This is a genomic window from Shewanella sp. AS1, assembly GCF_021412565.1.
In the GTDB taxonomy this organism is placed as follows: domain Bacteria; phylum Pseudomonadota; class Gammaproteobacteria; order Enterobacterales; family Shewanellaceae; genus Shewanella.
This window is the reverse complement of sequence record NZ_JAKCLJ010000001.1, coordinates 696,936-721,270: the sequence shown is the minus strand read 5'-3', so window position 1 is coordinate 721,270 and position 24,335 is coordinate 696,936. Positions and strand designations below refer to the sequence as shown.

Annotated in this window: 17 protein-coding genes and 1 riboswitch; of the genes, 12 read left to right on the top strand and 5 right to left on the bottom strand. The window is 51.5% G+C overall.

Going from position 1 to position 24,335, the window contains the following annotated elements:
• Positions 1-78 precede the first annotated feature (78 nt).
• Complete coding sequence (locus tag LZP69_RS03225) at positions 79-639, bottom strand: malate synthase (protein WP_234198738.1); 561 nt, start codon at positions 637-639, stop codon at positions 79-81.
• A 204-nt stretch (positions 640-843) separates the two neighbouring features.
• On the opposite strand from LZP69_RS03225, the gene LZP69_RS03220 reads away from it, so the two are divergent.
• Positions 844-2,376, top strand: a complete 1,533-nt coding sequence (locus tag LZP69_RS03220; protein ID WP_234198737.1) for a DUF3612 domain-containing protein — start codon at positions 844-846, stop codon at positions 2,374-2,376.
• Here LZP69_RS03220 and gndA read toward each other — a convergent pair.
• Together gndA and LZP69_RS03210 are read right to left on the bottom strand one after the other, a co-directional pair.
• Complete coding sequence (gene gndA / locus LZP69_RS03215; protein WP_234198736.1) at positions 2,373-3,959, bottom strand: NADP-dependent phosphogluconate dehydrogenase; 1,587 nt, start codon at positions 3,957-3,959, stop codon at positions 2,373-2,375. The two genes, LZP69_RS03220 and gndA, sit on opposite strands and share 4 nt — an antisense overlap.
• Positions 3,960-4,338: 379 nt before the next feature.
• Positions 4,339-6,243 carry a propionyl-CoA synthetase gene (locus LZP69_RS03210; protein WP_234198735.1) on the bottom strand — a complete coding sequence of 635 codons (1,905 nt, stop codon included), beginning with the start codon at positions 6,241-6,243 and terminating at the stop codon, positions 4,339-4,341.
• Positions 6,244-6,606: 363 nt separating this feature from the next.
• Here LZP69_RS03210 and LZP69_RS03205 point away from each other — a divergent pair, with 363 nt between their 5' ends.
• The 9 genes from LZP69_RS03205 to LZP69_RS03165 all read left to right on the top strand — a co-directional run bounded on the left by LZP69_RS03205 (position 6,607) and on the right by LZP69_RS03165 (position 16,503).
• The gene (locus tag LZP69_RS03205; protein WP_234198734.1) at positions 6,607-7,020 is read left to right on the top strand and encodes a MerR family transcriptional regulator; all 414 of its coding nucleotides are present in this window, start codon (positions 6,607-6,609) and stop codon (positions 7,018-7,020) included.
• A 136-nt stretch (positions 7,021-7,156) separates the two neighbouring features.
• On the top strand, positions 7,157-8,326 hold the full coding sequence (locus LZP69_RS03200; protein ID WP_234198733.1) for an isovaleryl-CoA dehydrogenase: 1,170 nt from the start codon (positions 7,157-7,159) through the stop codon (positions 8,324-8,326).
• A gap of 166 nt (positions 8,327-8,492) precedes the next feature.
• On the top strand, positions 8,493-10,100 hold the full coding sequence (locus LZP69_RS03195; RefSeq protein WP_234198732.1) for a carboxyl transferase domain-containing protein: 1,608 nt from the start codon (positions 8,493-8,495) through the stop codon (positions 10,098-10,100).
• 14 nt (positions 10,101-10,114) lie between these two features.
• Positions 10,115-10,915 (top strand): enoyl-CoA hydratase-related protein, encoded by an 801-nt coding sequence (locus LZP69_RS03190; RefSeq protein WP_234198731.1) that lies wholly within the window; start codon positions 10,115-10,117, stop codon positions 10,913-10,915.
• Between the two features lie 45 nt (positions 10,916-10,960).
• Positions 10,961-12,994 (top strand): acetyl/propionyl/methylcrotonyl-CoA carboxylase subunit alpha, encoded by a 2,034-nt coding sequence (locus LZP69_RS03185; RefSeq protein ID WP_234198730.1) that lies wholly within the window; start codon positions 10,961-10,963, stop codon positions 12,992-12,994.
• A complete protein-coding gene (locus LZP69_RS03180) occupies positions 12,994-13,884 on the top strand; it encodes a hydroxymethylglutaryl-CoA lyase (RefSeq protein ID WP_234198729.1) in 891 nt (296 codons plus the stop codon). Before LZP69_RS03185 ends, LZP69_RS03180 begins: the two co-directional genes overlap by 1 nt.
• Before the next feature lie 197 nt (positions 13,885-14,081).
• Entirely contained in the window at positions 14,082-14,786 is a 705-nt protein-coding gene (locus LZP69_RS03175; RefSeq protein WP_234198728.1) for a CoA transferase subunit A, read from the top strand.
• Positions 14,787-14,797: 11 nt separating this feature from the next.
• Positions 14,798-15,454 (top strand): 3-oxoacid CoA-transferase subunit B, encoded by a 657-nt coding sequence (locus LZP69_RS03170; protein ID WP_234198727.1) that lies wholly within the window; start codon positions 14,798-14,800, stop codon positions 15,452-15,454.
• A 257-nt stretch (positions 15,455-15,711) separates the two neighbouring features.
• A complete protein-coding gene (locus tag LZP69_RS03165) occupies positions 15,712-16,503 on the top strand; it encodes a transporter substrate-binding domain-containing protein (RefSeq protein WP_234198726.1) in 792 nt (263 codons plus the stop codon).
• A gap of 17 nt (positions 16,504-16,520) precedes the next feature.
• Here LZP69_RS03165 and LZP69_RS03160 read toward each other — a convergent pair whose 3' ends face one another.
• Positions 16,521-17,099, bottom strand: a complete 579-nt coding sequence (locus tag LZP69_RS03160; RefSeq protein WP_234198725.1) for a thymidine kinase — start codon at positions 17,097-17,099, stop codon at positions 16,521-16,523.
• A 582-nt stretch (positions 17,100-17,681) separates the two neighbouring features.
• Between LZP69_RS03160 and LZP69_RS03155 the strand changes: the two genes are divergently transcribed.
• Together LZP69_RS03155 and LZP69_RS03150 are read left to right on the top strand one after the other, a co-directional pair.
• A complete protein-coding gene (locus LZP69_RS03155) occupies positions 17,682-19,829 on the top strand; it encodes a multiheme c-type cytochrome (RefSeq protein ID WP_234198724.1) in 2,148 nt (715 codons plus the stop codon).
• Between the two features lie 279 nt (positions 19,830-20,108).
• On the top strand, positions 20,109-22,262 hold the full coding sequence (locus LZP69_RS03150; RefSeq protein WP_234198944.1) for a M3 family metallopeptidase: 2,154 nt from the start codon (positions 20,109-20,111) through the stop codon (positions 22,260-22,262).
• 108 nt (positions 22,263-22,370) lie between these two features.
• Here LZP69_RS03150 and LZP69_RS03145 read toward each other — a convergent pair whose 3' ends face one another.
• On the bottom strand, positions 22,371-23,936 hold the full coding sequence (locus LZP69_RS03145; protein WP_234198723.1) for a Na+/H+ antiporter NhaC family protein: 1,566 nt from the start codon (positions 23,934-23,936) through the stop codon (positions 22,371-22,373).
• 84 nt (positions 23,937-24,020) lie between these two features.
• A riboswitch (Lysine riboswitch) is annotated at positions 24,021-24,275 on the bottom strand.
• Between the last annotated feature and the right edge of the window lie 60 nt (positions 24,276-24,335).

Genomic DNA, 24,335 nt, shown 5'->3' with positions numbered 1-24,335 from the left:
ATAGCAAAAAAGCCTGTGATTTCACAGGCCTTTTTGCTGTTAAACATTTGCGGTTAAGCATCTTAATAATATTTCAATTTATAACTCATAAACCAAGCCGTCTTTGGCGGTAAACTGCTTCTCCACCTTATCTTCCAGACCCGTGATCAGACTGGTCCAGCGACGGGCGAAGGGGGCCTGCTCACTGCTCACGATTGTCATTAGCGCCGCCTCAACCTGCACATCTTTAATACCGGAAAGATCTTCCCTGGCCGAACCCTGCTGACAGTTGAGAGATAATTCAAGGTGAAAACCATTGTTCTTGAGCAAAACGGCACAGGGCTCGCATTTATGGCCAGCAAATGCCACAAACTGCTTAGGTTCGACCAGGCCGCTCTGAGTACCATCGCGAAAGAAAGCGAGCAGCTGCTGATAATAGATCACATAGCTGGTGACATCCAGATGAGAGCCACCACTCAAGGGAAAGTACTTATCCAGAACCTGCTTGGCATAAGTATGACTGTGGTCATTTCGAGTCTCTATGGCCAAGGCACTATTTCCATCACAGTTGCCATCACTTTGTGTCATTGGCATCACCTGCTTGATGAAGCTATAGATACCTTGCTCAATTACATCTGTCTGCTTAGCTTGTATATTCATCTTCATCACCTATTAAGTCGCTTTGTCTATCACTGTGTGTTTGTTACGCTTCGTTCTGGGTCTATCAAGTTCATTCAAGATTGAGTGAGCCTGTAAAACCGCCATCTGCTCGCCATTTAGGGTTCCACCTTTGGCTAATTTGTAGTCTAGCTACTTTTTCACTACAATTTCACAATAAAAATTTCACAGTGTGAATTTTACAAAATGAAGCCACAGACCAGCCTGATGCGAAAGTCCCATTTTCTGGGCACCAAGATACGTAATCTGAGAAAGCGTAACCATCTCACCATGGAAGATCTCTCGGCGCGCTGCGTTCGCATCGATGCCGAGTCCGCACCTTCTGTCTCCTACCTCTCCATGATAGAAAGAGGTAAACGTGTGCCCAGCAGTGGCATGCTGGAGGTGATCGCCGCCGTGTTTCAAAAGGAGGTCAGCTGGTTTCTCGACGATGTGCCCGAAGAGCAGGCCATTACACCACTAAAAGGCAGTCGCGGCGGGATCAGCGGTATGGCGCTAGAGCCCAGCTTCTTGTTTTCCAATGAGATACTGCAGATAGCCATCCCAGAGATGCTGTCCCAGACAGGAATTAGCGGGCGTCAGTTTGCACACCTGCTGATCCGCGCCCATCAGGAGCATCACCAGAATCATTTTCCCGACCTTGAACGCGCCGCCGATGAGATAGGCCAGAAACGCCTGCCTCTAAGTCTCGAAGAGCTGCTTGAGATCATTAACAGGCTCGGGCTGAAAATCAGCTGGTTTACCAAGGCGCCCAAAGCGATTTACCAAGAGGCAGGGGTGAGCGCCGAGCATCTCATCACCTCCTACTTTGAGCTGCCAAACCACATCTATCTCAACAAGTTGCTAGAGAAACACAACAACAGGCTCAAGTACGATCTCGCCGTGCACATAGGCCACTGCGTGCTGCACAACAAAGATGGCTTAAAGAGCATAATGGTGGCCGGTCGCAGCCATGGCACCAGCCTGGGGGATGAGAGCGTACAGCCTTCCCATTCCGGCAGTGTCGATCCCCAGGATATCCTTCATGCCTGGCGCGATTTCGAGTCCAGTTTCTTCGCGGGCGCCCTGCTCTGCCCCAAGGTTCCCTTCAGGCAACTTTTAGACAGCCATGGCTATGAGATAGATGTGGCTAGTAAGATAGGGGTTTCCCCCTCTGTGGCGATGCGCCGCATGACGGCTGTCTCTCCCTACAAACACTGGCACTATTTCGATGCCTATTCACCGGGAAAACTCAAGGCGGTCTACCGGGGTAACGGCATCCCATTGCCCTGGGGCAATATGCGCCAGGTGGAAGATCCCTGCCAGCACTGGGCAGTATTTCGCATGCTTGGCGATCAATCCAAGGGCTCGTCGGCGCAGATCTCCATTTTGGATGTGGCCAAAGAGCCTAAGATCTATTGTTGTGAGTCGATTCGGGTCAAGGACTTGGCGGGTAACCCCCATGTGCTGTGTGCGGGTATCGATCTTAACCCCGCCATCGAGGCCCAAGGCGGCGATGCAGATGCCATTGCCAGGGAACTTAAGCAGGTTTGTGTGGGCTGCGACGGCAGTGCGCCGCTGCCCTTGGGCATAAAACAAGATCTTAAGCGAGTGGCGCGGATCCTCAATATCAACTGGGTCGAGCGCGGCATAGAAAATCAGGCGCGGCTGATCTGCGCCAGAGGCGCGAGCTGCCCGAGAAGCCCGAGCTGCTACGCAAATGGCCAGTGTGCGGGTTAACGCTTTTCCAAAGTACGCTCGGTCTGGCTCCAGTTAAGGTGATACTTATCACCGGCAGGCTTGTCGATGCGCTCGAAGGAGTGAGCGCCGAAAAAGTCGCGCTGCCCCTGTAACAAGTTGGCAGGCAGAGTCTCACAGCGATAACTGTCGTAATAGGCCAGCGCCGAAGCGATACAGGGGACAGGCACGCCGCGCAAGGTGGCATTGGCCACAGCGCTGCGCCAATCCAGCTGTTTGGCTGACAGGGCAAGGCTGAAACTCTCGGCCATCAGCAGATTGGTCAGTCCCGCGCCTTTATCGGCGTCCAGTTGGTAAGCGCCTTGTTGTGAAGCGCCCAGTTGGTAAGCCCCTTTTTGGTAAGCGAGGGTGATGGATTGCAGGAATTTGGCGCGGATAATACAACCGGCGCGCCAGATCTTAGCGATTTCGGCAAAGTCCAACTGCCAACCATTCTCAGTGGCGCTCATTGCCATCAGCTGAAATCCCTGGGCATAACAGGCCACTTTGGCGCAGTAGAGGGCACTCTCCAGTTGATCAATAAACACTTGGCGCTCTTCGCCATCCAGCGGCGTTAGCCTGGGGCCTGCAAGCAATTGACTGAGCTGCTGACGCTGAACTTTCTGAGTGCTCATGGCTCTGGCATAAACAGCCTCGGCGATAGTGGGCGCCGGGCAACCTATCTGCAGGCTGCTGACCGCAGTCCATAATCCTGTGCCCTTCTGACCCGCCTTATCTAAGATCATCTCCACCAGCGGCTTGTCACTTAAAGGGTCGGCCTGTGCCAACACCTCGGCGCTGATCGCCATCAGATAACTGTTGAGCTCGCCCCTGTCCCAGCGCTCAAATACCTGGCTAATATCAAAGGCGCTCATGCCGCACACCTGGCTTAGCAGATGATAGGCCTCACAGATCAACTGCATGTCGGCGTATTCGATGCCATTGTGTACCATCTTGACGTAATGACCCGAACCGGCCGGACCGATATATGTGGTGCAGGGCTCACCCTCTGTTACTGGATTGCCCGGCTCCTGACGCTCTATTGGCAAGCCTGTTTTGGGGTCCACCTTGGCGGCAATCGCCTGCCAGATGGGTTTTATCCGCTCCCAGGCCCTAATGTCGCCACTTGGCATCAGGGAGGGGCCGAAACGCGCGCCCATCTCACCTCCCGAGATGGCGCAGCTAAAGAAGGTGAACTTATCGGCATACTGAGTTTCCCGCGATATGGTATCCGTCCACAGGCTGTTGCCTGTGTCGATGACGATATCATGGGTTTCGATACAGGCTTCAAGCAGTGCACTGCAGACTCCATCCACGGCGGCCCCGGCAGGTACAGACAACACAAAAATCCGGGGTTTACTTAAGGTACTTTGCATCTGGGCAAGGTCGCGGCAACCCAAAATACGAGCAGAAGTGCCAGTGGGACGCTCCTTTTCTTCCTGCATTAACAGGGCATCTACCTTGTTTTTATCAAGATCGAATGCCGCAACACGATAGCGGTTATCGGCGATATTCAGCGCAAGGTTTTTGCCCATAACGCCTAGGCCTATCACACCAATATCATATAGGTCAGAATGATTTTGCATTAGATTTTCCCATGGGAAATGATGATTATACCCAGCCAAACTTACATCTGATAATTCTGCGATCATCTTGGCGTTGTAACTGAGTCTTATCGGAAACAAGGTCTTATCGGAAACAAGGCCTTATCGGAAACAAGACGTAATAAGCATAGCTAACAGGCTCGAATTGGGCGCAATTATACCCAAAGCATCAAGAAGCTGACCAGATGAGATTGCCTATCATACTCATCAATAAAACAGATAGAGTGTTAGTAAAATCAAGCAAATAGGTCAATCTCTATCGAGTAAACGCAGGCATCAAAAAGGGAGCCTAGGCTCCCTTTTTGCGATTGTGCACTATTTTGACATCACTTTGTCGGCACTTAAACATGGGCGTCGGCGCTTAAACATGGGCGTCAGCGTAGCCCATGCGGGTTAGCGCATTGCGTACCAGCTCCAGCGTTTGGGGGTCTTCTATGGTTGCCGGCATATTAAAGGTCTGATTGTCGGCGATTTTACGCATAGTACCCCGCAGAATCTTACCCGAACGTGTCTTAGGCAGTTTAGGGACGGCGCTGACTAATCGAAAAGCGGCCACCGGCCCTATCTGCTCGCGCACTAGGGCAATCAACTCCTTATAGAGCTGCTCATCGGTCAGAGTGCAGCCTTTCTTGAGCACAACCAAGCCCAGCGGTACCTGCCCCTTGAGCTTATCGGCCGCGCCGATCACCGCCGCCTCAGCCACCGCCTCGTGCTGGCACAAGACCTCCTCGAAACGGCCGGTGGATAATCTGTGCCCCGCCACGTTAATCACATCGTCGATGCGGCTCATGATATAGAGATAGCCCTCTTCATCCATATAGCCCGCATCGCCCGTAAGGTAGAAGCCGGGATACATAGAGAGGTAGCTGTCCTTATAGCGCGCCTCATTCTGCCAAAGGGTCGTCAGCGTGCCCGGCGGCAGCGGCAGTTTAATCACCACATTGCCGGTTTGATTGGCCGCGACACTTTTCCCCATCTCATCGACCACCTGCACATTGTAACCAGGCACCGCAAGCGCAGGCGATCCCGCCTTAACAGGTACAGGGGCAACGCCCATCAAATTCGCCGCTACCGGCCAGCCGGTTTCTGTCTGCCACCAGTGATCGATAACGGGTTTGTTCAGCTTCTGCTCGGCCCAGTGCAGGGTATCGGGATCACATCGTTCCCCAGCAAGGAAAACAGTGCCCAAATGACTCAAGTCGACACCATTAAGATATTCACCATCGGGATCGTCACGCTTAATGGCACGAATGGCCGTTGGCGCGGTAAAGAAGCTCTTAACCTTGTGCTCGGCTATGATACGCCAGAAGGTGCCAGGGTCCGGCGTTCCCACAGGCTTGCCCTCAAACAACACAGTCGTCGCCCCCACAAGCAGCGGGCCATAGACAATATAAGAGTGCCCCACAACCCAGCCCACATCGGAGGCGGCCCAAAACACATCGCCAGCCTCGATATTGTAGATATGCTTCATCGACCAGCTGAGCGCCACCGCATGGCCACCATTGTCACGCACCACGCCTTTAGGCTGACCCGTGGTGCCCGAGGTATAAAGTACATAAAGAGGATCGGTCGCCGCCACCTGCTGACAGGCGATATTGGGCGCACCAGCCATGGCGCTCTGCCAGTCCACGTCACGCCCTGATTGCAACTCGGCATCCAGTTGCGGTCGATTGAGGATCAGGCACGAAGAAACCTGATGCTTTGCCTGACGCAGCGCCTCATCCAGCAGTGGCTTATAGGGCACCACGCCGGAAGGCTCGATACCGCAAGAGGCAGAGAGAATCATCTTAGGCTTGGCATCATCAATGCGGGTTGCCAGCTCATTGGCCGCAAAGCCACCGAAAACCACAGAGTGAATGGCCCCCAGTCGGGCACATGCCAGCATGGCATAGGCAGTTTCCGGTATCATGGGCATGTAGATCACCACGCGATCCCCTTTTTCAACCCCTTGACTTGCCATATATCCCGCCAGACGACTGACCTGCGCCAGCAACTCATTATAGGTGATCCCATACTGAGTATCAGTAACAGGGCTGACATACTGAAGGGCTATCTGCTCCCCGCGCCCAGCCTCGATGTGTCTGTCCACCGCGTTATAGCAGGTGTTTAGCTCGCCGCCGCTGAACCAGCGATACATGGGAGCATGCTGGTCATCCAACACACTATCAAAAGGCTTGTCCCATACCAGACTCTTAGCCGCCTCTGCCCAAAATGCGTTAGGATTTTCAATGGATTGCTTATGTAGTTGCTTGTGTAATGCCGTCATGACCATCTCCAAATGCTATGCCTCCCCCAGAGGCACTCTAGGTCTATTGACCTTCCCTTATAATTTCTGTGGCTATTCGCCTGAATCCATTATGGAGAGCGCAAAATCTTTTCCCATTAGACCTTGGCCTAACAGCCAATTTCGCTGGCCTGTTTGTCCGGACAACCAGTGTCAGGATGACCAGTGTAGGGATAGCCAGTGCCGGCGAGAAAGGCTACCTCACCACAACGCTATACCTGTCCAGGCTGCCATCGAAAGTGGAAATATTTTTTAACGAAATTAAGGAATTTGAATCGCACAAATCTTTACCTTTACGTAAACTTCATATATCGTGCTCATTATGTTAACGATTTGGTATTTTTTATGAGCGACAAACACAGTCCAAAGACCACTTATTCCATTAGCGATCTCTCAAAAGAGTTCGATATTACCACACGTAGTATCCGCTTTTATGAAGATCAGCGCCTACTCAAACCCAAGCGCAGAGGACAAACCCGCATCTATGGCCTGAAAGACAGAGTCCGCCTCAAGTTGATCCTGCGTGGCAAACGCTTAGGTTTCTCCTTGGCCGAAACCCGTCGCCTGTTCGAACTCTACGATGCCGATAAAAACAGTTCTAGCCAGCTACACACCATGCTTGAGCTGGTTGAAGAGAAGAAAAGTGCCCTGCAACAGCAGATGGACGATATCAAGGTTGTGCTGATGGAGCTCACCTCCGCCGAGCAGCAGTGCCGCGATGCCTTAGCACAGCAAAATCCGGCTTTGCACAAAGAGTAGCTCTAAGCCAATAACGTAGCGCTAAGCCAATAACTCGTGGTAATACAACAAAGCATCAGCACCATAAAAGTTAACGTAACGCATTAATAAATTTATAAAAATAATTATTATAAAATTGACCTGTAGGATGTAACAAATGACTCAACTCTACTCATCGCTCAACTTCGGCCTAGGTGAAGAAATTGATATGCTGCGTGATGCAGTGCAAAGCTTCGCCGCCAACGAAATCGCCCCTATCGCAGCTAAAGTCGATCAAGAAAACGCCTTTCCTAACGAGTTATGGCCTGTGCTGGGTGACATGGGACTACTGGGGATCACAGTTGCAGAGGAGTTTGGTGGCGCCGATATGGGCTATCTGGCTCACGTCGTTGCCATGGAGGAGTTGTCCCGTGCATCCGCCTCTATCGGTCTGAGCTACGGTGCCCATTCCAACCTGTGTGTCAATCAGATTAACCGCAACGGCAATCAGGCACAGAAAGAGAAATACCTGCCTAAGCTGATCAGCGGCGAGCATATCGGCGCACTGGCGATGAGCGAGCCCAATGCAGGCTCAGATGTCGTCTCCATGAAACTCAGTGCCCGCAAGGAGGGCGATCGTTACATTCTTAACGGCAACAAGATGTGGATCACCAACGGTCCCGATGCCCACACCTATGTGATCTACGCCAAAACCGACATAGACAAAGGCCCTAAAGGGATCACCGCCTTTATCGTCGAGCGTGGTTTTAAGGGCTTCAGTCAGGCACAAAAACTGGACAAGCTGGGCATGCGCGGCTCTAACACCTGTGAACTGGTGTTTGAAGATTGTGAAGTACCAGAAGAGAACATTCTCGGCGGCCTGAATAACGGCGTGAAAGTGCTAATGAGCGGCCTTGATTATGAACGCGTGGTGCTCTCGGGTGGCCCACTTGGGATCATGACCGCCTGTATGGATATCGTAGTGCCATACATTCACGAGCGTCAGCAGTTTGGTCAATCTATCGGTCAATTCCAGCTGGTTCAGGGCAAACTGGCCGACATGTATACCGGCATGAATGCGGCTAAATCCTATATCTACAATGTGGCTAAGGCCTGCGATCGCGGCGAAACCACACGTAAAGATGCCGCCGGCGCCATCCTCTATTCTGCCGAATTAGCCACTAAGATGGCCCTGGATGCGATTCAGTTGCTGGGCGGCAATGGTTACGTTAATGAGTACGCGACGGGACGTCTGCTGCGCGACGCCAAACTGTATGAGATTGGTGCGGGTACCTCGGAAATTCGCCGCATGTTGATCGGCCGCGAACTGTTTAACGAGACCAAGTAATTAATAAGACGTGTAATTAATAAAAAAATTAATAAGACTGAGTCATTAACAAGAATTAGAACACAGCATCTGAGCCTCGGACCCTGTCCGACCTTGGGGAGCACTCAGTCCGACCAAGGGGAGCGCTAAGCTCCCCTCTCATCACCCCTATTAAAGGAATATTGTCGTGACCCAACTGAGCAGTAGAATCAATCCCCGTAGCGATGAATTCAAGACCAAACAGCAGCAAATGAGCCAAGTGGTGGCCGATCTGCAGCAAAAGCTGGCCGAGATCGAACTCGGTGGTGGCCAGGTCGCCATGGAGCGACACCTTTCTCGTGGCAAACTCTCTCCCCGTAACCGGGTGGAAAAACTCCTCGACCCAGGTTCGCCCTTCCTGGAGATCAGCCAATTTGCTGCCTATCAGGTGTATGAAGATGTGGTGCCTGCGGCAGGCCTTATCGCTGGTATCGGTCGAGTCAATGGCGTTGAGTGCATGATCATCGCCAACGATGCCACGGTCAAAGGCGGAACTTACTATCCGCTGACAGTGAAAAAACACCTGCGCGCCCAAGAGATTGCCAAGCGTTGTCACCTGCCCTGTATCTATTTGGTGGATTCGGGCGGCGCCAACCTGCCCCGTCAAGATGAAGTGTTTCCCGATAGGGATCATTTCGGCCGCATCTTCTTCAATCAGGCGCAGATGTCTGCCTTAGGTATTCCGCAAATTGCCGTGGTCATGGGTCTGTGTACCGCTGGCGGCGCCTATGTGCCCGCCATGGCCGATGAGTCGATTATCGTTAAAGAGCAAGGCACCATCTTCCTCGCCGGCCCACCACTGGTGAAAGCGGCCACGGGCGAAGAGGTGTCTGCCGAAGAGCTGGGCGGCGCCGATGTGCACACCAAGATCTCAGGGGTTGCCGACCATCTGGCGCAGAACGATGAACACGCATTAGAGCTGGCCCGCAATGCGGTTGCCCGCCTGAACCATAACAAAACCATCGCTAGCCAGTTAAGCCCGGTCAAACCGCCTAAGTTCGACATCAATGAGCTGTACGGCATAGTCGGCACAGATCTTAAGAAACCCTTCGATGTCAAAGAGGTGATCGCCCGTCTGGTGGATGACTCGGATTTCGACGAATTCAAGGCCAACTATGGCGCCACCTTAGTGTGCGGTTTCGCCCGCATCCATGGCTACCCTGTGGGCATAGTTGCCAACAACGGCATCCTCTTCTCCGAGTCGGCCCAGAAAGGCGCCCACTTTATCGAGCTCTGCTGCCAGCGCAATATCCCACTGCTGTTTTTGCAAAACATCACAGGCTTTATGGTAGGCAAGAAATATGAACATGAAGGCATAGCCAAACATGGCGCCAAGATGGTGACCGCAGTTTCCTGTGCCAAGGTGCCTAAATTTACCGTGATCATTGGCGGCAGCTACGGCGCGGGTAACTATGGTATGTGTGGCCGCGCCTTCGACCCCACTATGATGTGGATGTGGCCCAATGCGCGCATCTCTGTGATGGGCGGCGAACAAGCCGCTGGCGTACTGGCAACCGTGCGCCGCGACGGATTAGCACGTAAGGGTCAGGAGTGGTCTAAAGAGGAGGAAGCCGCCTTCCGCGCCCCAATCGTGCAGCAGTATGATAAAGAGGGTCACCCCTACCATGCCAGCGCCAGACTCTGGGATGACGGTATTATCGACCCGGCGCAGACCCGCGACGTGGTCGGCCTTGCTCTGTCGGCCGCCTTAAATGCCCCGATTGAAGACACCCGCTTTGGCGTGTTCCGCATGTAAGGTAAGGAGTAAACATGACCGCTTTTTTAGAAAATAAATTTACCTACCTGCAGTGCAACTTATCTGATGGCGTGGGTGAGATGAGCTTAAGTCGCAGCGACAAACACAACGCCTTCGATGAGGTGATGATAAGCGAGATGATCGCAGCGCTGGACGGCTTTGCACAAGATGAGGATTGCCAGCTACTAGTTCTCAAGGCCGAGGGCAGAAACTTCAGTGCTGGCGCCGATCTCAACTGGATGCGCAAGCAGGCCAAGATGGATTTTGAGCAGAATCTCTGTGATGCCAACGAGCTGGCAAACTTGATGCATAAGCTGGATAAGTTTCCCAAGCCGACCCTGGCACTGGTTCAGGGTGCAGCCTTTGGCGGCGCACTGGGGCTTATCTGCGCCAGCGATATCGCCATCGCCGACAGCCGCGCCAGCTTCTGCCTGAGCGAAGTGAAACTCGGGCTCATTCCTGCGGTGATCAGCCCCTACGTGGTACGCGCCATGGGACAGCGCGCATCGCGCCGCTACATGCTAACCGCCGAGCGGTTCGATGCCCAAACGGCGCTAAAACTCAATGTGATCCATGAGATCAACGATGACTTAGACGCCGCGGCCCAGCCCATTATCGCAGCGCTGAAGGCCAACAGCCCTCAGGGTATGGCCTGGGTCAAGATCCTGCTGTCACGCCTGGAGGATGGGGTGATCGACGAGGACACCCTGGCCTACACCAGTGAGCGGATCGCCCGCATTCGGGTATCTGACGAAGGGCAAGAGGGACTCAACGCCTTCTTCGATAAACGCAGCCCAAATTGGAAACTGAGATGACAACAAAAATAACTAACTCAAACGACCAACAACAGGGGTTTTATCATGTTTAGCAAATTACTGATCGCCAACCGTGGTGAAATCGCCTGTCGTATTATCAAGACAGCCAGCGCCATGGGCATAAAAACCGTCGCCCTCTATTCCGACGCCGACGCCCACGCCCGCCATGTTGCCCTAGCCGATGAAGCCTTCTATTTAGGTGGCAGCGCCCCGAGTGAGTCTTACCTTAAAGGTGAGCTTATCATCAATATCGCCCAAAAATCGGGCGCCCAGGCAATCCACCCTGGCTATGGCTTTTTGTCAGAAAATGCCGAATTCGCCCGCCAATGTGAAGCCGCAGGAATCGCCTTTGTCGGCCCTGGCAGCGCCTCTATCGAAGCCATGGGCAGCAAGAGCGCGGCCAAACTCATCATGGAAAAAGCCAATGTACCGCTAGTACCTGGCTATCATGGTGACGATCAGAGCGATGCCACCTTGCTGGCTGCCTCGAAAGAGATTGGCTTTCCACAGCTGATCAAGGCGGCCTATGGCGGTGGTGGCAAGGGGATGCGAATCGTCGAGTCGGAAGCCGAGGCGCTCAGTGCCATCAACTCGGCGCGCCGTGAAGCGGCCTCTTCATTTGGCAACGACAAGCTGCTGATCGAGCGTTATCTGAGACAGCCCCGCCATGTCGAATTACAAATTTTTGCCGACAAGCAAGGCAACTGCATCTATCTATCGGATCGTGACTGCTCTATCCAGCGTCGTCACCAGAAGGTGATTGAAGAAGCCCCAGCGCCTGGCCTAAGCGATAGCCTGCGCCGTGCCATGGGTGAAGCGGCGGTTGCCGCAGCCAAGGCGATTAACTATGTGGGTGCGGGTACTGTGGAGTTCCTGCTGGATACCCAAAGCCAAAATCAGGCTAAAGATGAGACCGGCTGCTTCTACTTTATGGAGATGAACACCCGTCTGCAGGTAGAGCATCCGGTCACTGAATTGGTGACAGGCCAAGATCTGGTTAAATGGCAGCTTTTGGTTGCCAGCGGCCAGCCACTGCCCCTGCGCCAGGATGAGGTGAAGATCAGCGGTCACTCTTTCGAGGCCCGCATCTACGCCGAAGATCCCCAGAATGATTTTCTGCCCGCCAGCGGCAGACTCAACTATCTGCGCGAGCCTGAGCAGAGCGAGCATGTCCGTATCGACTCAGGCGTGCGTCATCAGGATGTGATCAGTAACTTTTATGATCCCATGATAGCCAAACTTATCGTGTGGGATGAATCCCGTGAGCAGGCGCGCGAACGCATGCTGCACGCCCTTGGGGAATACCATATCAGCGGCCTGAAACATAACATCCCCTTCCTTGCCAATATCACGGCGCATCAGGCCTTTGCCGATGCCGATTTCAGCACAGACTTTATCGAACGTTATGGCGATGCGCTGATCAATGGCGGCAAGACTGAGCCCCAATATCCGCCACTGGCGATCGCGGCCATCTATCAGCTGTGCGCCCAGAAAGAGTCGGCAAAGCAGCATGGACAGATGAGTCATGACCCCTACTCGCCCTGGAATATGAGCAACGCCTTCAGACTTAATCGCGCCGGCGTGCATCAGTTATCCTTGCTGGATGATGCGCATCAGATCCAGCATCTGGATCTGACTCAGGTGGGCGACAGCTACGCGCTGAATCTAGTCGGGGAGCAACTGATCATCACAGGCGCGCTGCAGCAGGATCTGCTCCAGGTCGAGATAAACGGCCATAAGTTCCAATCTTATGTCAGCCGCGAGGGCGATGATTTTACCCTGTTTTTGCCAGAAGGCAGCTATCACTTCCGCGCCCTGCAGACCGAGCAGGTCGAGGAGCAGGAAAGCTCTGAAGACAAACTCAAGGCGCCGATGAACGGCACTATCGTGACTCATCTGGTCAATGTGGGCGATAAGGTCGCCAAGGGCCAGGGGCTGATGGTGATGGAAGCTATGAAGATGGAATACACCATTGCCGCACCTTTCGATGGCACAGTGGCGGCCTTCTTCTTCGAGCCGGGTGAGCTGGTCAGCGATGGCGTGGTGCTGCTGGATGTGAATCAAGCCGAGGTGGCCTAATGTCCTATCCAAGTCGAGTCAGTCTGTTTGAGGTGGGTGCACGCGATGGCCTGCAAAATGAGGTGGCCGTCTCTACCGAGGCGAAACTCACCTTGATTGAGCAGCTGAGCGATGCGGGGCTGACTCGCATCGAAGCGGGCAGCTTTGTATCACCCAAGTGGGTGCCGCAGATGGCCGATTCTGGCGATATCTTTCGCCGCCTCAATAAGCGCCCCGGCGTCACCTACAGCGCCCTGACCCCCAACCTCAAAGGGCTGGAACTGGCACTTGAGGCGAGCGCAGATGAAGTCGCCATCTTCGGTGCGGCATCAGAGAGTTTCAGCCAGCGCAATATCAACTGCTCGATTGAAGAGTCGATCGCGCGCTTCGAGCCCGTGATGGCGGCGGCCAAGGCGAAAAATGTTAAGGTGCGCGGTTATGTCTCCTGCGTGCTGGGATGTCCCTATGAGGGCGACATTGCTGTCAGTGAAGTCGCCCGAGTGGCAGATCTGCTTTACAAGCTGGGCTGCTATGAGATCTCATTAGGTGACACCATAGGCGTTGGCACACCGGACAAGGCCCGTAAGATGGTTGAAGCCGTGGCTAAGTTAGTGCCCGTCGATAAACTGGCGCTGCACTTTCACGACACTTACGGTCAGGCTCTGGCCAATATTCTCGCCTGTCTGGAAACTGGCGTCAGCGTGATTGACAGCTCAGTCGCCGGTCTGGGCGGCTGCCCCTACGCTAAAGGCGCTTCGGGTAATCTGGCCACAGAAGATCTGGTCTATATGCTTCATGGCTTGGGCATTGAAACCGGGGTCGACCTTAACCGTCTAATTGAAGCAGGCAACACCATCAGCCGCGAACTGGGCAGAGACAGCGCCTCTAAAGTCGCCCTGGCGTTAAGCTAGTAGCTCGTAACCCGTTGCTCGAAGCTCGTAGCTCGTAGCTCGTAGCTCAAAGAGATTAAGCAGAACGTCAGTAAACGAAGCATCTATAAACGAAGCTTCTGTAAACAAAACCTCTGTATATAAAAGAGTGCAAAGCGTAAACAGATATAAGGGGAAATGGCGACCCAAGCCATGCCCAATAAAAGGAGAGAATAACAATGGCAGGACTCAACAAACTGGTCGCCAGCTATGATGAAGCCTTGGCTGGCCTGGAAGATAATATGACCGTCATGGTCGGTGGCTTTGGCTTATGCGGTATCCCGGAAGGCTTAATCGCCCAGATGGTGAAAACCGGCGCCAAGGGCCTCACCGCCATCTCAAATAACGCAGGTGTGGATGATTTTGGTCTGGGCTTACTGTTAAAGAGCCGCCAAATCAGCACTATGATCGCCTCTTATGTAGGCGAGAACGCCACCTTTGAGCAGCAGATGCTCTCGGGCGAACTCAATGTGATCTTGACTCCTCAGGGCACGCTGGCGGAAAAAATCCGCGCCGGCGGCGCCGGTATCCCCGCTTTCTTCACCGCCACAGGCTACGGCACGCCGGTTGCCGAAGGCAAGGAGACCCGCGAGATCGATGGTCGCCACTATGTGCTGGAACAGGCACTGAAAGCCGATTTCGCCTTAGTACGCGCCTGGAAGGCCGATACCATGGGCAACCTGGTGTTCCGTAAAACAGCCGCCAACTTCAACCCAATGATGGCTACCGCAGGTAAGATCACTGTTGTCGAAGCCGAACACATTGTTGAGCCGGGTGAACTGGATCCTGATCATATCCACACCCCAGGGATCTATGTGGATCGCATCATTCAAGGCACATTCGAGAAGCGCATCGAGCAGCGCACCGTCAAGGCGAGTCAATAGGAGCTGACACTATGGCATTATCAAGAGATCAACTGGCGCAACGTGTCGCTCAGGAACTGCAAGATGGTTACTATGTTAACTTAGGCATAGGTATTCCAACCTTAGTGGCTAACTATATTCCAAAAGGAATGCAGGTGATGCTGCAATCGGAAAACGGCTTGCTGGGGATGGGCGAGTTTCCCACCGAAGAGACGATCGACGCCGACCTTATCAACGCAGGCAAGCAGACTGTGACCACAGTACCCGGCGCATCTTTCTTCTCATCGGCAGAGAGCTTTGCCATGATCCGTGGCGGCCATGTGGACTTAACTGTGCTGGGCGCTTTCGAGGTGGATGTGCAAGGTTCAATCGCCTCCTGGATGATCCCAGGCAAGCTAATTAAAGGCATGGGTGGCGCCATGGATCTGGTCGCCGGTGCCGAAAATATTATCGTGACTATGATGCACGCCGATAAGCATGGCAACTCTAAACTCCTGCCACTGTGCGAACTGCCCCTGACCGGCTTTGGCTGCATCAAGCGGGTACTGACAGATCTGGCGTTCCTCGAAATTAAGGACGGCGCATTTCATCTGCTAGAGCGCGCTCCCGGCGTCAGCGTGGAAGAAATAGTGAGCAAAACGGCTGGCAAGCTTATCGTGCCTGAGCACGTGCCAGAGATGCAGCTATAACGCCCCACCTTATATAAATGCTTGTAAATGCTGAATAGTCCCTTCAGCTCGTAATAAAAATACCGCGTCATTCTGGCGCGGCATTTTTTATCGAAGCGTTAGCGCCTCCCACTAAAGCGTGAGTATCATCTATGATAGAGGCTTTGAGGCCGACTTAATCTATTAATTCAGCACCTGTTAATTCATCATCTGCTAATGATAGACTTCTGTGAATACTCGATTTGTCTTAGGCATCAAAAGTAAGGAGAACAATCCATTTGAAACCCTCACTCATCTTTGCCCTGCTGGCATTTTTGCTTATTTTTTGTTCAGGAACAACCACAGCCAAGGAGCTGGGCCAGTTACCGGATGAAAGCCTGAGGCAAGATAGCGCCACTCCCCTTATCTGCGGCATCTCTTTAGGTTTTCCACCTTACCAATTTTCTGAAAAGCAGCAGGTGACAGGTTTCGATGCCGATGTCGCCAGAGCCTTAATGGCTGAGCTTAATCAGCAATTTGAATTTAGACAGAATCAATGGGAAAACGTGCTTAACGAACTCAGGACGGAGCAGAGCGACTTTATCGTCGGCATGGAGATCAGCCCCATTCGCAAACAGCTATTTGACTTTTCACTGCCCTATTACTTCAGAAAAGATGCCATTTTTGTTCTGGCCGAGACACAAATCCTTGACCTGAGTGACCTAACCAATCAGCGGATCGCAGGAGACAAGCACTCTTTTATCGAGAATAAGTTAAAGGAGAGCGGCAGCTTGTTTGATTATCGCCTCATAGTCACTCACAGTAAGAGTGACTCAATGATGCTGCTGGCCTCAGGTAAGGTGGCCGCTGCCATCATGCCCAAGGCTGTTGGCTTTTACTTAGCCAAGCAGCTGGGACTGAAAATCAGAATGCTGCCCTTTGCCGACTATCCAGGCACGCCGGTCGCCATTGCGGTAAAAAAAGGCAATACACAACTGAGTGCTCGTCTGAATCAAGCGCTGAATCGGCTAAAGAGTCGAGGTGAGATCCAGCGTCTGTATCAGAAGTGGTTCAGCATTCAGCCTCAATAAGCCTTAAGCTAAACGCCCTAGTCCCAAAGGTGGGCGCGAAAATGTTTACGACAAACGGACTCGTAACTTTCGTTACCGCCTATTGCCACCTGCTCACCCTCTTTCATCGGCTTGCCCTCACCATCTAATCGCACCACCATGTTCGCCTTACGACCACAATGACAGATGGTTTTCAGCTCCACCAGCTTATCGGCCCAGGCCAACAGATATTGACTGCCGCTAAACAGCTCGCCCTGGAAGTCAGTTTTAAGGCCATAGCAAAGCACAGGGATATCTAAAATATCCACCACATAGGTAAGCTGCTTCACCTGAGCTTTACTGAGAAACTGCGATTCATCGATCAAAATACAGTGCAGCGGCGCCTTGGCTAACTCGGCGGCTACCATCTGGGCTAAGTCATCGTTGGCACTGAACACCTGCGCCTCGGTTTCGATACCAATGCGCGAGGCCACCTTACCGACGCCGTATCTGTCGTCTATGGAGGCTGTCATCACCAAGGTATTCATACCGCGCTCACGGTAGTTATAGGAAGATTGTAACAATGAGGTCGATTTACCGGCATTCATTGCCGAATAATAAAAGTAGAGTTGCGCCAAGAGCTGTCCCTTAATCACTGTAAATAGAAAACGTCACCTTAAATAAGCGGCAAAAGTTTATCATTTTCTATTAAGGGAAACGTAGCCCAACCCCGCTTATTTCATCATTAAGTGGTTTCGCTTGGCGCTGAACACATATCTCTCGACATAAACATCTATAAGTAAGCAGATATAAACTCATTGTTAACAAGGTAGATTTTTCCCTCCAATTTCTCGCCTGTTCCTTTCCCATAAAGAGGGGCCCAAAACTTGGCCTTTCTCCTTTATCACAGCTCATTGTTACGCAAGTGTTACCGCAAACTTAACTCAACCTTAATTATTGTTTTATAAGATTTTTCTTAAGAACAAAAAGATAACAAAAATGCGATATACCTCTAAATGGATACTTCCTATTGAGACTTGTATCAAAAAATACACACACTTTTAACAGTAGACTCAACCTTGAGCAAATTGATGAGTGCTCAACATAAAAAATAACGTGTATCCGATACAAAAATAACGATGGGTTCTTAGCTGATGATCCCCTGCAAGACTTAGCGCCGCAACCTATCGCTCAACATATTGGATCAATTGGAGAAAATGATGAAAATTTTTACATCTAAAAAGCTGTCCTTTGTGATCGCTGCTACTCTGGCAGGCGCATTGGTTGGCTGTACTGGTGAAGACGGAAAAGATGGCGTTGACGGCGTAGACGGCGTTGCTGGTACACCGGGGGATTCTTGGACTCCACCAGCTGTTAGCACTTCTGCTGAAACAAATGTTAATGTGATCAACTACACCTTAGGTGAAGGTCAAATCACTTATGAGTTTGAAGTCACTAACGAAAATGGTGAACTGATCAACGGCTTAAGAACTGCCCAAGGTAAAGTTTCAGCATTGACTGAAAAAGGCTTTATCAACAACCGTGACGAAGCTGATATCAATGGTGTAGCCGATAACGTGCACATCGGTGGCACAGTAGGATTTGGTACATTTGATAGACAAGGTAATCCTTCCGATACTGAAGGTGCAACCCTGACTGCACTTGGCGATGGCCACTATGAGTTTACAGCCCCTATGGCGGGTGTAAATGCTGGCACTGAAGGTCTCGTTTGGTTGACTGTCGGTGGCCATAAAGAAAGTGGCATCGCCGCTTCTGCCAGATTCGTTGTAAACAAGCCAGAAGGCGCTTTCTCAACTGCAACTGAAGCCTGTTACTCTTGTCACGTTGACTACTCAACCAGTCCTAATCAACACTCAGCATATGTAGCTCAAGGTATGGACGGTGAAGTTGAATTCGTTGCTGGCTGTATGGCCTGTCACGGCTCAGTTAGCCGCGGTGTGAAAAACGCTGAAGGCTTCTCTGAGGGCGGTTACGCAACCAATACCCTTTCTAAGATTGGCCACATCAACCACAGAGATAAGTTCACTAAAGACTTCAGTGTAATGAACTGTAGCTCTTGTCACGTTGACGCCACTGTGAACATCAACATCGCAGGTCCTGGCTGTATCGACTGCCATGACACAGGCGGAGTTCCAGGTAATATTCAGCCAAGCAATGGTGCTGATGTACGCAATTTACACCAGACTAAATCTGGTATTGCCGAGCTAAAAGCAGTTCGTGCTGAATACACAGTAGAAATTTCTACCCCTGAAAGAGTGGCCGATGTGGTTGCAGTTGCCGATCACTATGCTGGTAGCAATGCTGCACCTGTATCTCCTGCTCCAGGCTGGTGTTCAACCCTAACTGTTAAAGATGCTGCCGGAAATATCGTTAATATCGAAGATAACTACAACGATGCAGCTAGCACAACAGGTTATGATGCCTCTAAACCTATTGTTTACGCGAGCTACTACTTACATGCTGAAACAGAAGAGGCTTTAGTGGGCCGTCCAGGTAACCGTAGTAACTACAGCTATGGTTACAATGCCGACGGCACTAAGACGCTATGTCATGATGATGCTAACATCGACTTTGCTGGCTTCCCTGATGCAAACCTAGTTGCTTCTGCACGTGTAAGCTTCAGCACTGAAGGTTGGATGAACTATGACGGTAATGTTCGCGGCCAAACTGGCGACCGTATCAGAGCTAATGGCTATGATGGCTCAATGGGCGTATCGTTTACCGCTTATTCTGGTGCTGTGGATCCTGTAACAACCACAGAAAGCAAATTTGAACGTCGTAAAGTGATCAATGACAACAGCTGTACTACATGTCATAACGATGCGACTGCATTCCACAAGAATGGTGCCTTCGATGAAGGTGGCAGAGCATGTATCGCATGTCATGACAACGGTATGGCTCGTACTTCTGCCGATGTAGGTGCCGGTTTCGGTCCTATGGTTCACGGCTGGCACTGGGGTAACGGCTCACTGGTTGGTGAAGTTGAGAAACAAGCTGACGGTAGCTACAAGCAAACTGGCAAGGCTAACGGTGCTGGTGCAATCGCTCCACAAACCAGCTGTGCGGCTTGTCACGATAGCTCAGTTGATCTAGCTAAAGTGCCTACTCAATATATTCTTGAGCCAGGCAGCAAGATGACTAGCCCAGTAACTGCAAACTGTGTTGCATGTCATAATGATGCCTCAGCTAAAGCACACATGGATCAAAACGGCGGCTACATCAGCATTGGTATCAACGATCTGTCGACAGAAGCTTGGTACTCACAAATGCCAGAAGAGTCTTGTGCAACTTGTCACAACACTGGCAGCAGCTTCGGTATCGAGAAATACCATAACTTCACTCGCTAAGACTGGCTAACACTGACGAAGAATCAGTTAAGCTCACTCAACCGAGTATGAAGCAATTGATATAAAGTAAATCATCTCAATTGAGATATCCCTGCAAAGCAAAAGAGCCTGACACATGTCAGGCTCTTTTTATTCGCACTATCGCCCCGCTTGTCACCGCTGATTTTAAGACTCATTTAAGCCTTAAATGCTACGGTCGGGCGCCCACCCAAAATATATAAAAAATTAATAAAAAGCATAACCATTTGAAGGACACAATTAACAATGAAAAATAAAACAATGAAAAAAAGTTTTATTGCACTTGCCATTGCGGGTGCTTTTTCAACCTCTTTCCTGTTAGCGGGTTGCCAAAGTAACACTTCACAGCAGGCTCAAGCCAGCTTATCCGCTGCCGAAATCGCCCAGAACCCACTGATGAAAAAAAGCACACTTCAATATCAGGCACCTAACTTTGCCATCATCAAGGATGAGCATTTTAAGCCTGCGCTAGAACTGGGCATGGCCCAGCACTACCAAGAAATTTTAGCCATAGCCAACAACGGCGATGCCCCCACTTTTGCTAATACCATAGTGGCGATGGAAACCGCTGGCGAGCTATTAAGCCGTACTTCGAGCGTGTTCTACAATCTGACCGGCTCGAACAGCAACCCAACCCTGCGTAAAATCCAGGGTGAAATGGCGCCTAAGATGGCCGCCCACAATGACAACATCCACCTCAATGCGGCCCTATTTAACCGTATCGACAGCCTGTACCAAACTCGCGAGCAGCTTGGATTAACCAAGGAAGAGGTGCGTTTAATCGAGGTGTATCATCAGCGTTTCGTGATGGCTGGCGCCAAGCTAACCGAAGATCAAAAAGCCAAAATTCGTGTACTGAACGAAGAGCAATCCACCCTGACTAATGAGTTTTCTCAGCGTCTGCTGCGCCTCACCAAAGAGATCGCCGTAGTGGTTGACAATGAAGCCGAGCTGTCTGGTCTAACAGAGAGTGAGATCCGCGCCGCCAAAGCGGATGCCGAGGAACAAGGCTACAAAGGTAAATACCTTATTAGCATCACCAACACCACGCGTCAGCCTATCCTAGCCAAACTGGAAAACCGTGAACTGCGTGAGCGCATCTGGTCTGCTTCTGCCAACCGTGGCCTGTCTGGGGAAAATGAAACCGCATCACTGGTGGCTCGTCTGGCGCAGCTTCGCTCAGAGCGCGCCGCCCTATTAGGTTACAACAGCTGGGCGGATTACCGCCTGACACCACAAATGGCCAAAGAGCCTGCTGCGGTTTATAAGATGTTCGGCTCTATGGTGCCCGCCGTTGTGGCGAACACCAATAAAGAAGCGGCCGACATTCAGGCGATGATCAACAAAACCGGCGGTGATTTTGAATTGGCGCCATGGGACTGGGCATTCTATGCCGAGAAGGTTCGCAAAGAGAAATATGACTTAGATGAGGCCTCAATCAAGCCTTACTTCGAGTTTGACAGAGTGCTTAAAGATGGTGTGTTCTTCACCTTGGAAAGACTCTATGGTGTGACATTCAAGCCACGTACCGACCTGCCTGTGTATCATGAAGATGTTGAAGCCTACGAGATGTTCGATGCCGACGGCACCTCTATGGCCATCTTCTACGCCGACTATTTTGCCCGTGAAGGCAAACGTGGTGGCGCCTGGATGAGCTCGTTTGTGGGTCAGTCAGAACTGCTAAACAAGAAGCCAGTTGTGGTTAACGTGATGAACATCAAGAAAGCACCTGATGGCGAGCCGACCTTTGTAAGCTACGATCAGGTGACCACTATGTTCCACGAACTTGGCCACGGCACCCACGGCATGTTCTCTAAAGTAAAATACCCAAGCCTTGCAGGCACAGCGGTATCTCGTGATTTTGTCGAGTTCCCATCGACGTTTGAGGAAGATTGGGCCGCGCACCCTGAAGTGCTGGCCAACTATGCCAAGCATTATCAGACAGGCGAAGTGCTGCCAGCGGATCTGCTGAAAAAACTACTGGACTCACGTAGCTTTAACCAAGGTTTCGATACCCTAGAATATATGGCTGCCGCCTTAGTGGATTTAGAGTGGCACTCTCTGCCTGCTGGCACACCGCTGCAGGATGTGACGAGCTTTGAAGCCAAGGCGCTTGAGAAGCACGGCATTAACATTCCTGCCGTGCCGCCACGTTACCGCTCGACTTACTTCGCTCACGCCTTCCCTGGCGGATATTCAGCAAGTTACTACGCTTACATGTGGAGCGAGATCTTAGCGGCCGATGCCTTTGCTTATGTGCAGACCCAAGGCGGCCTGAACCGCGAGATCGGCATGAAGTTCCGTAAGACGATCCGTGAAGTGGGTAACAGCGTGCCACCAATGGAAGCCTATCAAAACTTCCGTGGTCAAGCGCCAACCACAGATGCGCTGCTTAAACGCCGCGGATTAAAATAATCCCTTTACCGGATTAACATGCTGGCAATAAAAATGCCGCTCACCTTAGTGAGCGGCATTTTTTTATCTGTCACTTTTTAGCGCGAAGCGAAAAGCGTATTCATAAGATCAGACCGGCTGACTCGCCTTATGACGCAGTATAAGCACAGCAACCACAAACAAGCCTGCACAAGTCAACAAACCTGCAGCAACAGATTCGGTAAAGCCTAAAATACCGTAACCGACCAGGCTTATCAGCGCCACTATGAGCGCGTAAGGCAGCTGAGTTACCACATGGTCGATATGGTGGCAGTTCGCTCCCGTTGACGAGAGAATCGTGGTATCTGAAATGGGTGAGCAATGATCGCCAAACACGGCACCAGCCAGCACAGCGGCCAGCATAGGTAGCATCATGTTAGTGTGGGTGCCCATCGCCATATCCGCCGCGATAGGCAGCATAATGCCGAATGTCCCCCAGCTGGTTCCCGTAGAGAATGCTGTGACCCCGGCCAGCACAAACAGCGCCGCCGGTAGAAGCGCAAAAGGAATGCTGCCCGTTGCCAGGTTCGCCATATACTTGCCCGTCTCCATCTGCCCAATCACGCCGGCAATCGTCCAGGCGAAGAGCAGAATATAGATGGCAGGCAGCATAGACTTGGCCCCGACAAACAGGCCTTTAAAGAGATAAGACTTCTCTAAACCTTGGCTGAGTACCAGCACTAGGGTTACACCCAGGCCAACTAAGGCGCCAAAGAAGAGTGACGATGCCACATCTGTGTTCTCAAACGCGCCAAGCACACTAAAAGGCAGGTTTTCTGCAGTTAAAGCATCGGCGCCACTGCTGACCATGAAATAGATAGTGGCAAATACCAGCACACCTATAGGTAAAAACAGCCCCAGCACCTTACCTGAATCCGCCTCTGGCAGATCATGACTCGCCCCAGGCGGCAGACCTTTTGATTCATCATAGAGGTTACCCTTTTGTGCATTAAACTCATGCTGGCGCATTGGGCCAACATCTAAGCCCATAATGGCCACGCAAAGCAGTAGCAAGAGCGAGAAGATGGCATAGAAGTTCATCGGGATCATCTGGATGAACACGCTCAGATGGCCGCTGTCGGTAAAACCGTGGGCAGTTAGAATGCCGCCAATCAGGGCGATAATGTAAGCGCCCCAGCTTGATACAGGTGAGATAACACAGATAGGCGCCGCAGTAGAATCCAGCAAATAAGCCAGCTTGCTGCGCGACACATAATATCTGTCGGTCAAGGGGCGAGCCACACTGCCCACCACTAAGCTGTTGAAGTAATCATCGATAAACACCACACAACCGAGGAACATGGTCAGCAGCTTAGCATCGCGCTTATTGCGGATATGCTGACGTGCCCAATCGGCAAAAGCCTTAGCTGCGCCACTGACTGTGATTAAGGCGGTGATCATCCCAAGCAGGATAAGGAAACCGAGCAGATAGACGTTCCAGCTGTTTATCGCGCCATCATCCCAAAACAGGCCCAGGACTTGTTGGCTCAGGTATTGGCCAGCATTGACGACTGAGTAGTCGCTGATGAAAATCGCCCCTAAAAGGATCCCTACACCGAGGGAGAGCAGTACACGACGAGTAAATATCGCCAATAAGATAGCCACCAGCGGAGGCAGCAAGGACAGTGCCGAATCGGCATAGCTCAAAGTTGTCATGATTAATCTTATCTTCGTTTAATGACGAATGGAGGGTACTGAACGGGTGGGATACTGCAATAAAGCAATAGAGATAACACCTGTCCTATCAGTAGCGCTCCACAGTAATACCTTAGGTAATAGCTCCCAGGGGTATCGCTTCTTTCTATCATCCTAATAAAAAGTACTATGGCAGTACTGTATCTATTCGATAACAGTCCCAGCAGTCAGGTTTGATAAACTGACGACTTCGGCATTGAATCCTTTCATGTTCACTGAGATTGTTTAGTTAAAACAATCCATTAGTACGGCATCACCCTAATGAACATTACTGATATTCAATGCACCTCTACATTTCAGGACGCCAAACAATGTCACTATCATTTGGCGTAGCGGCACATAAAAACACAAGCGGCTTTA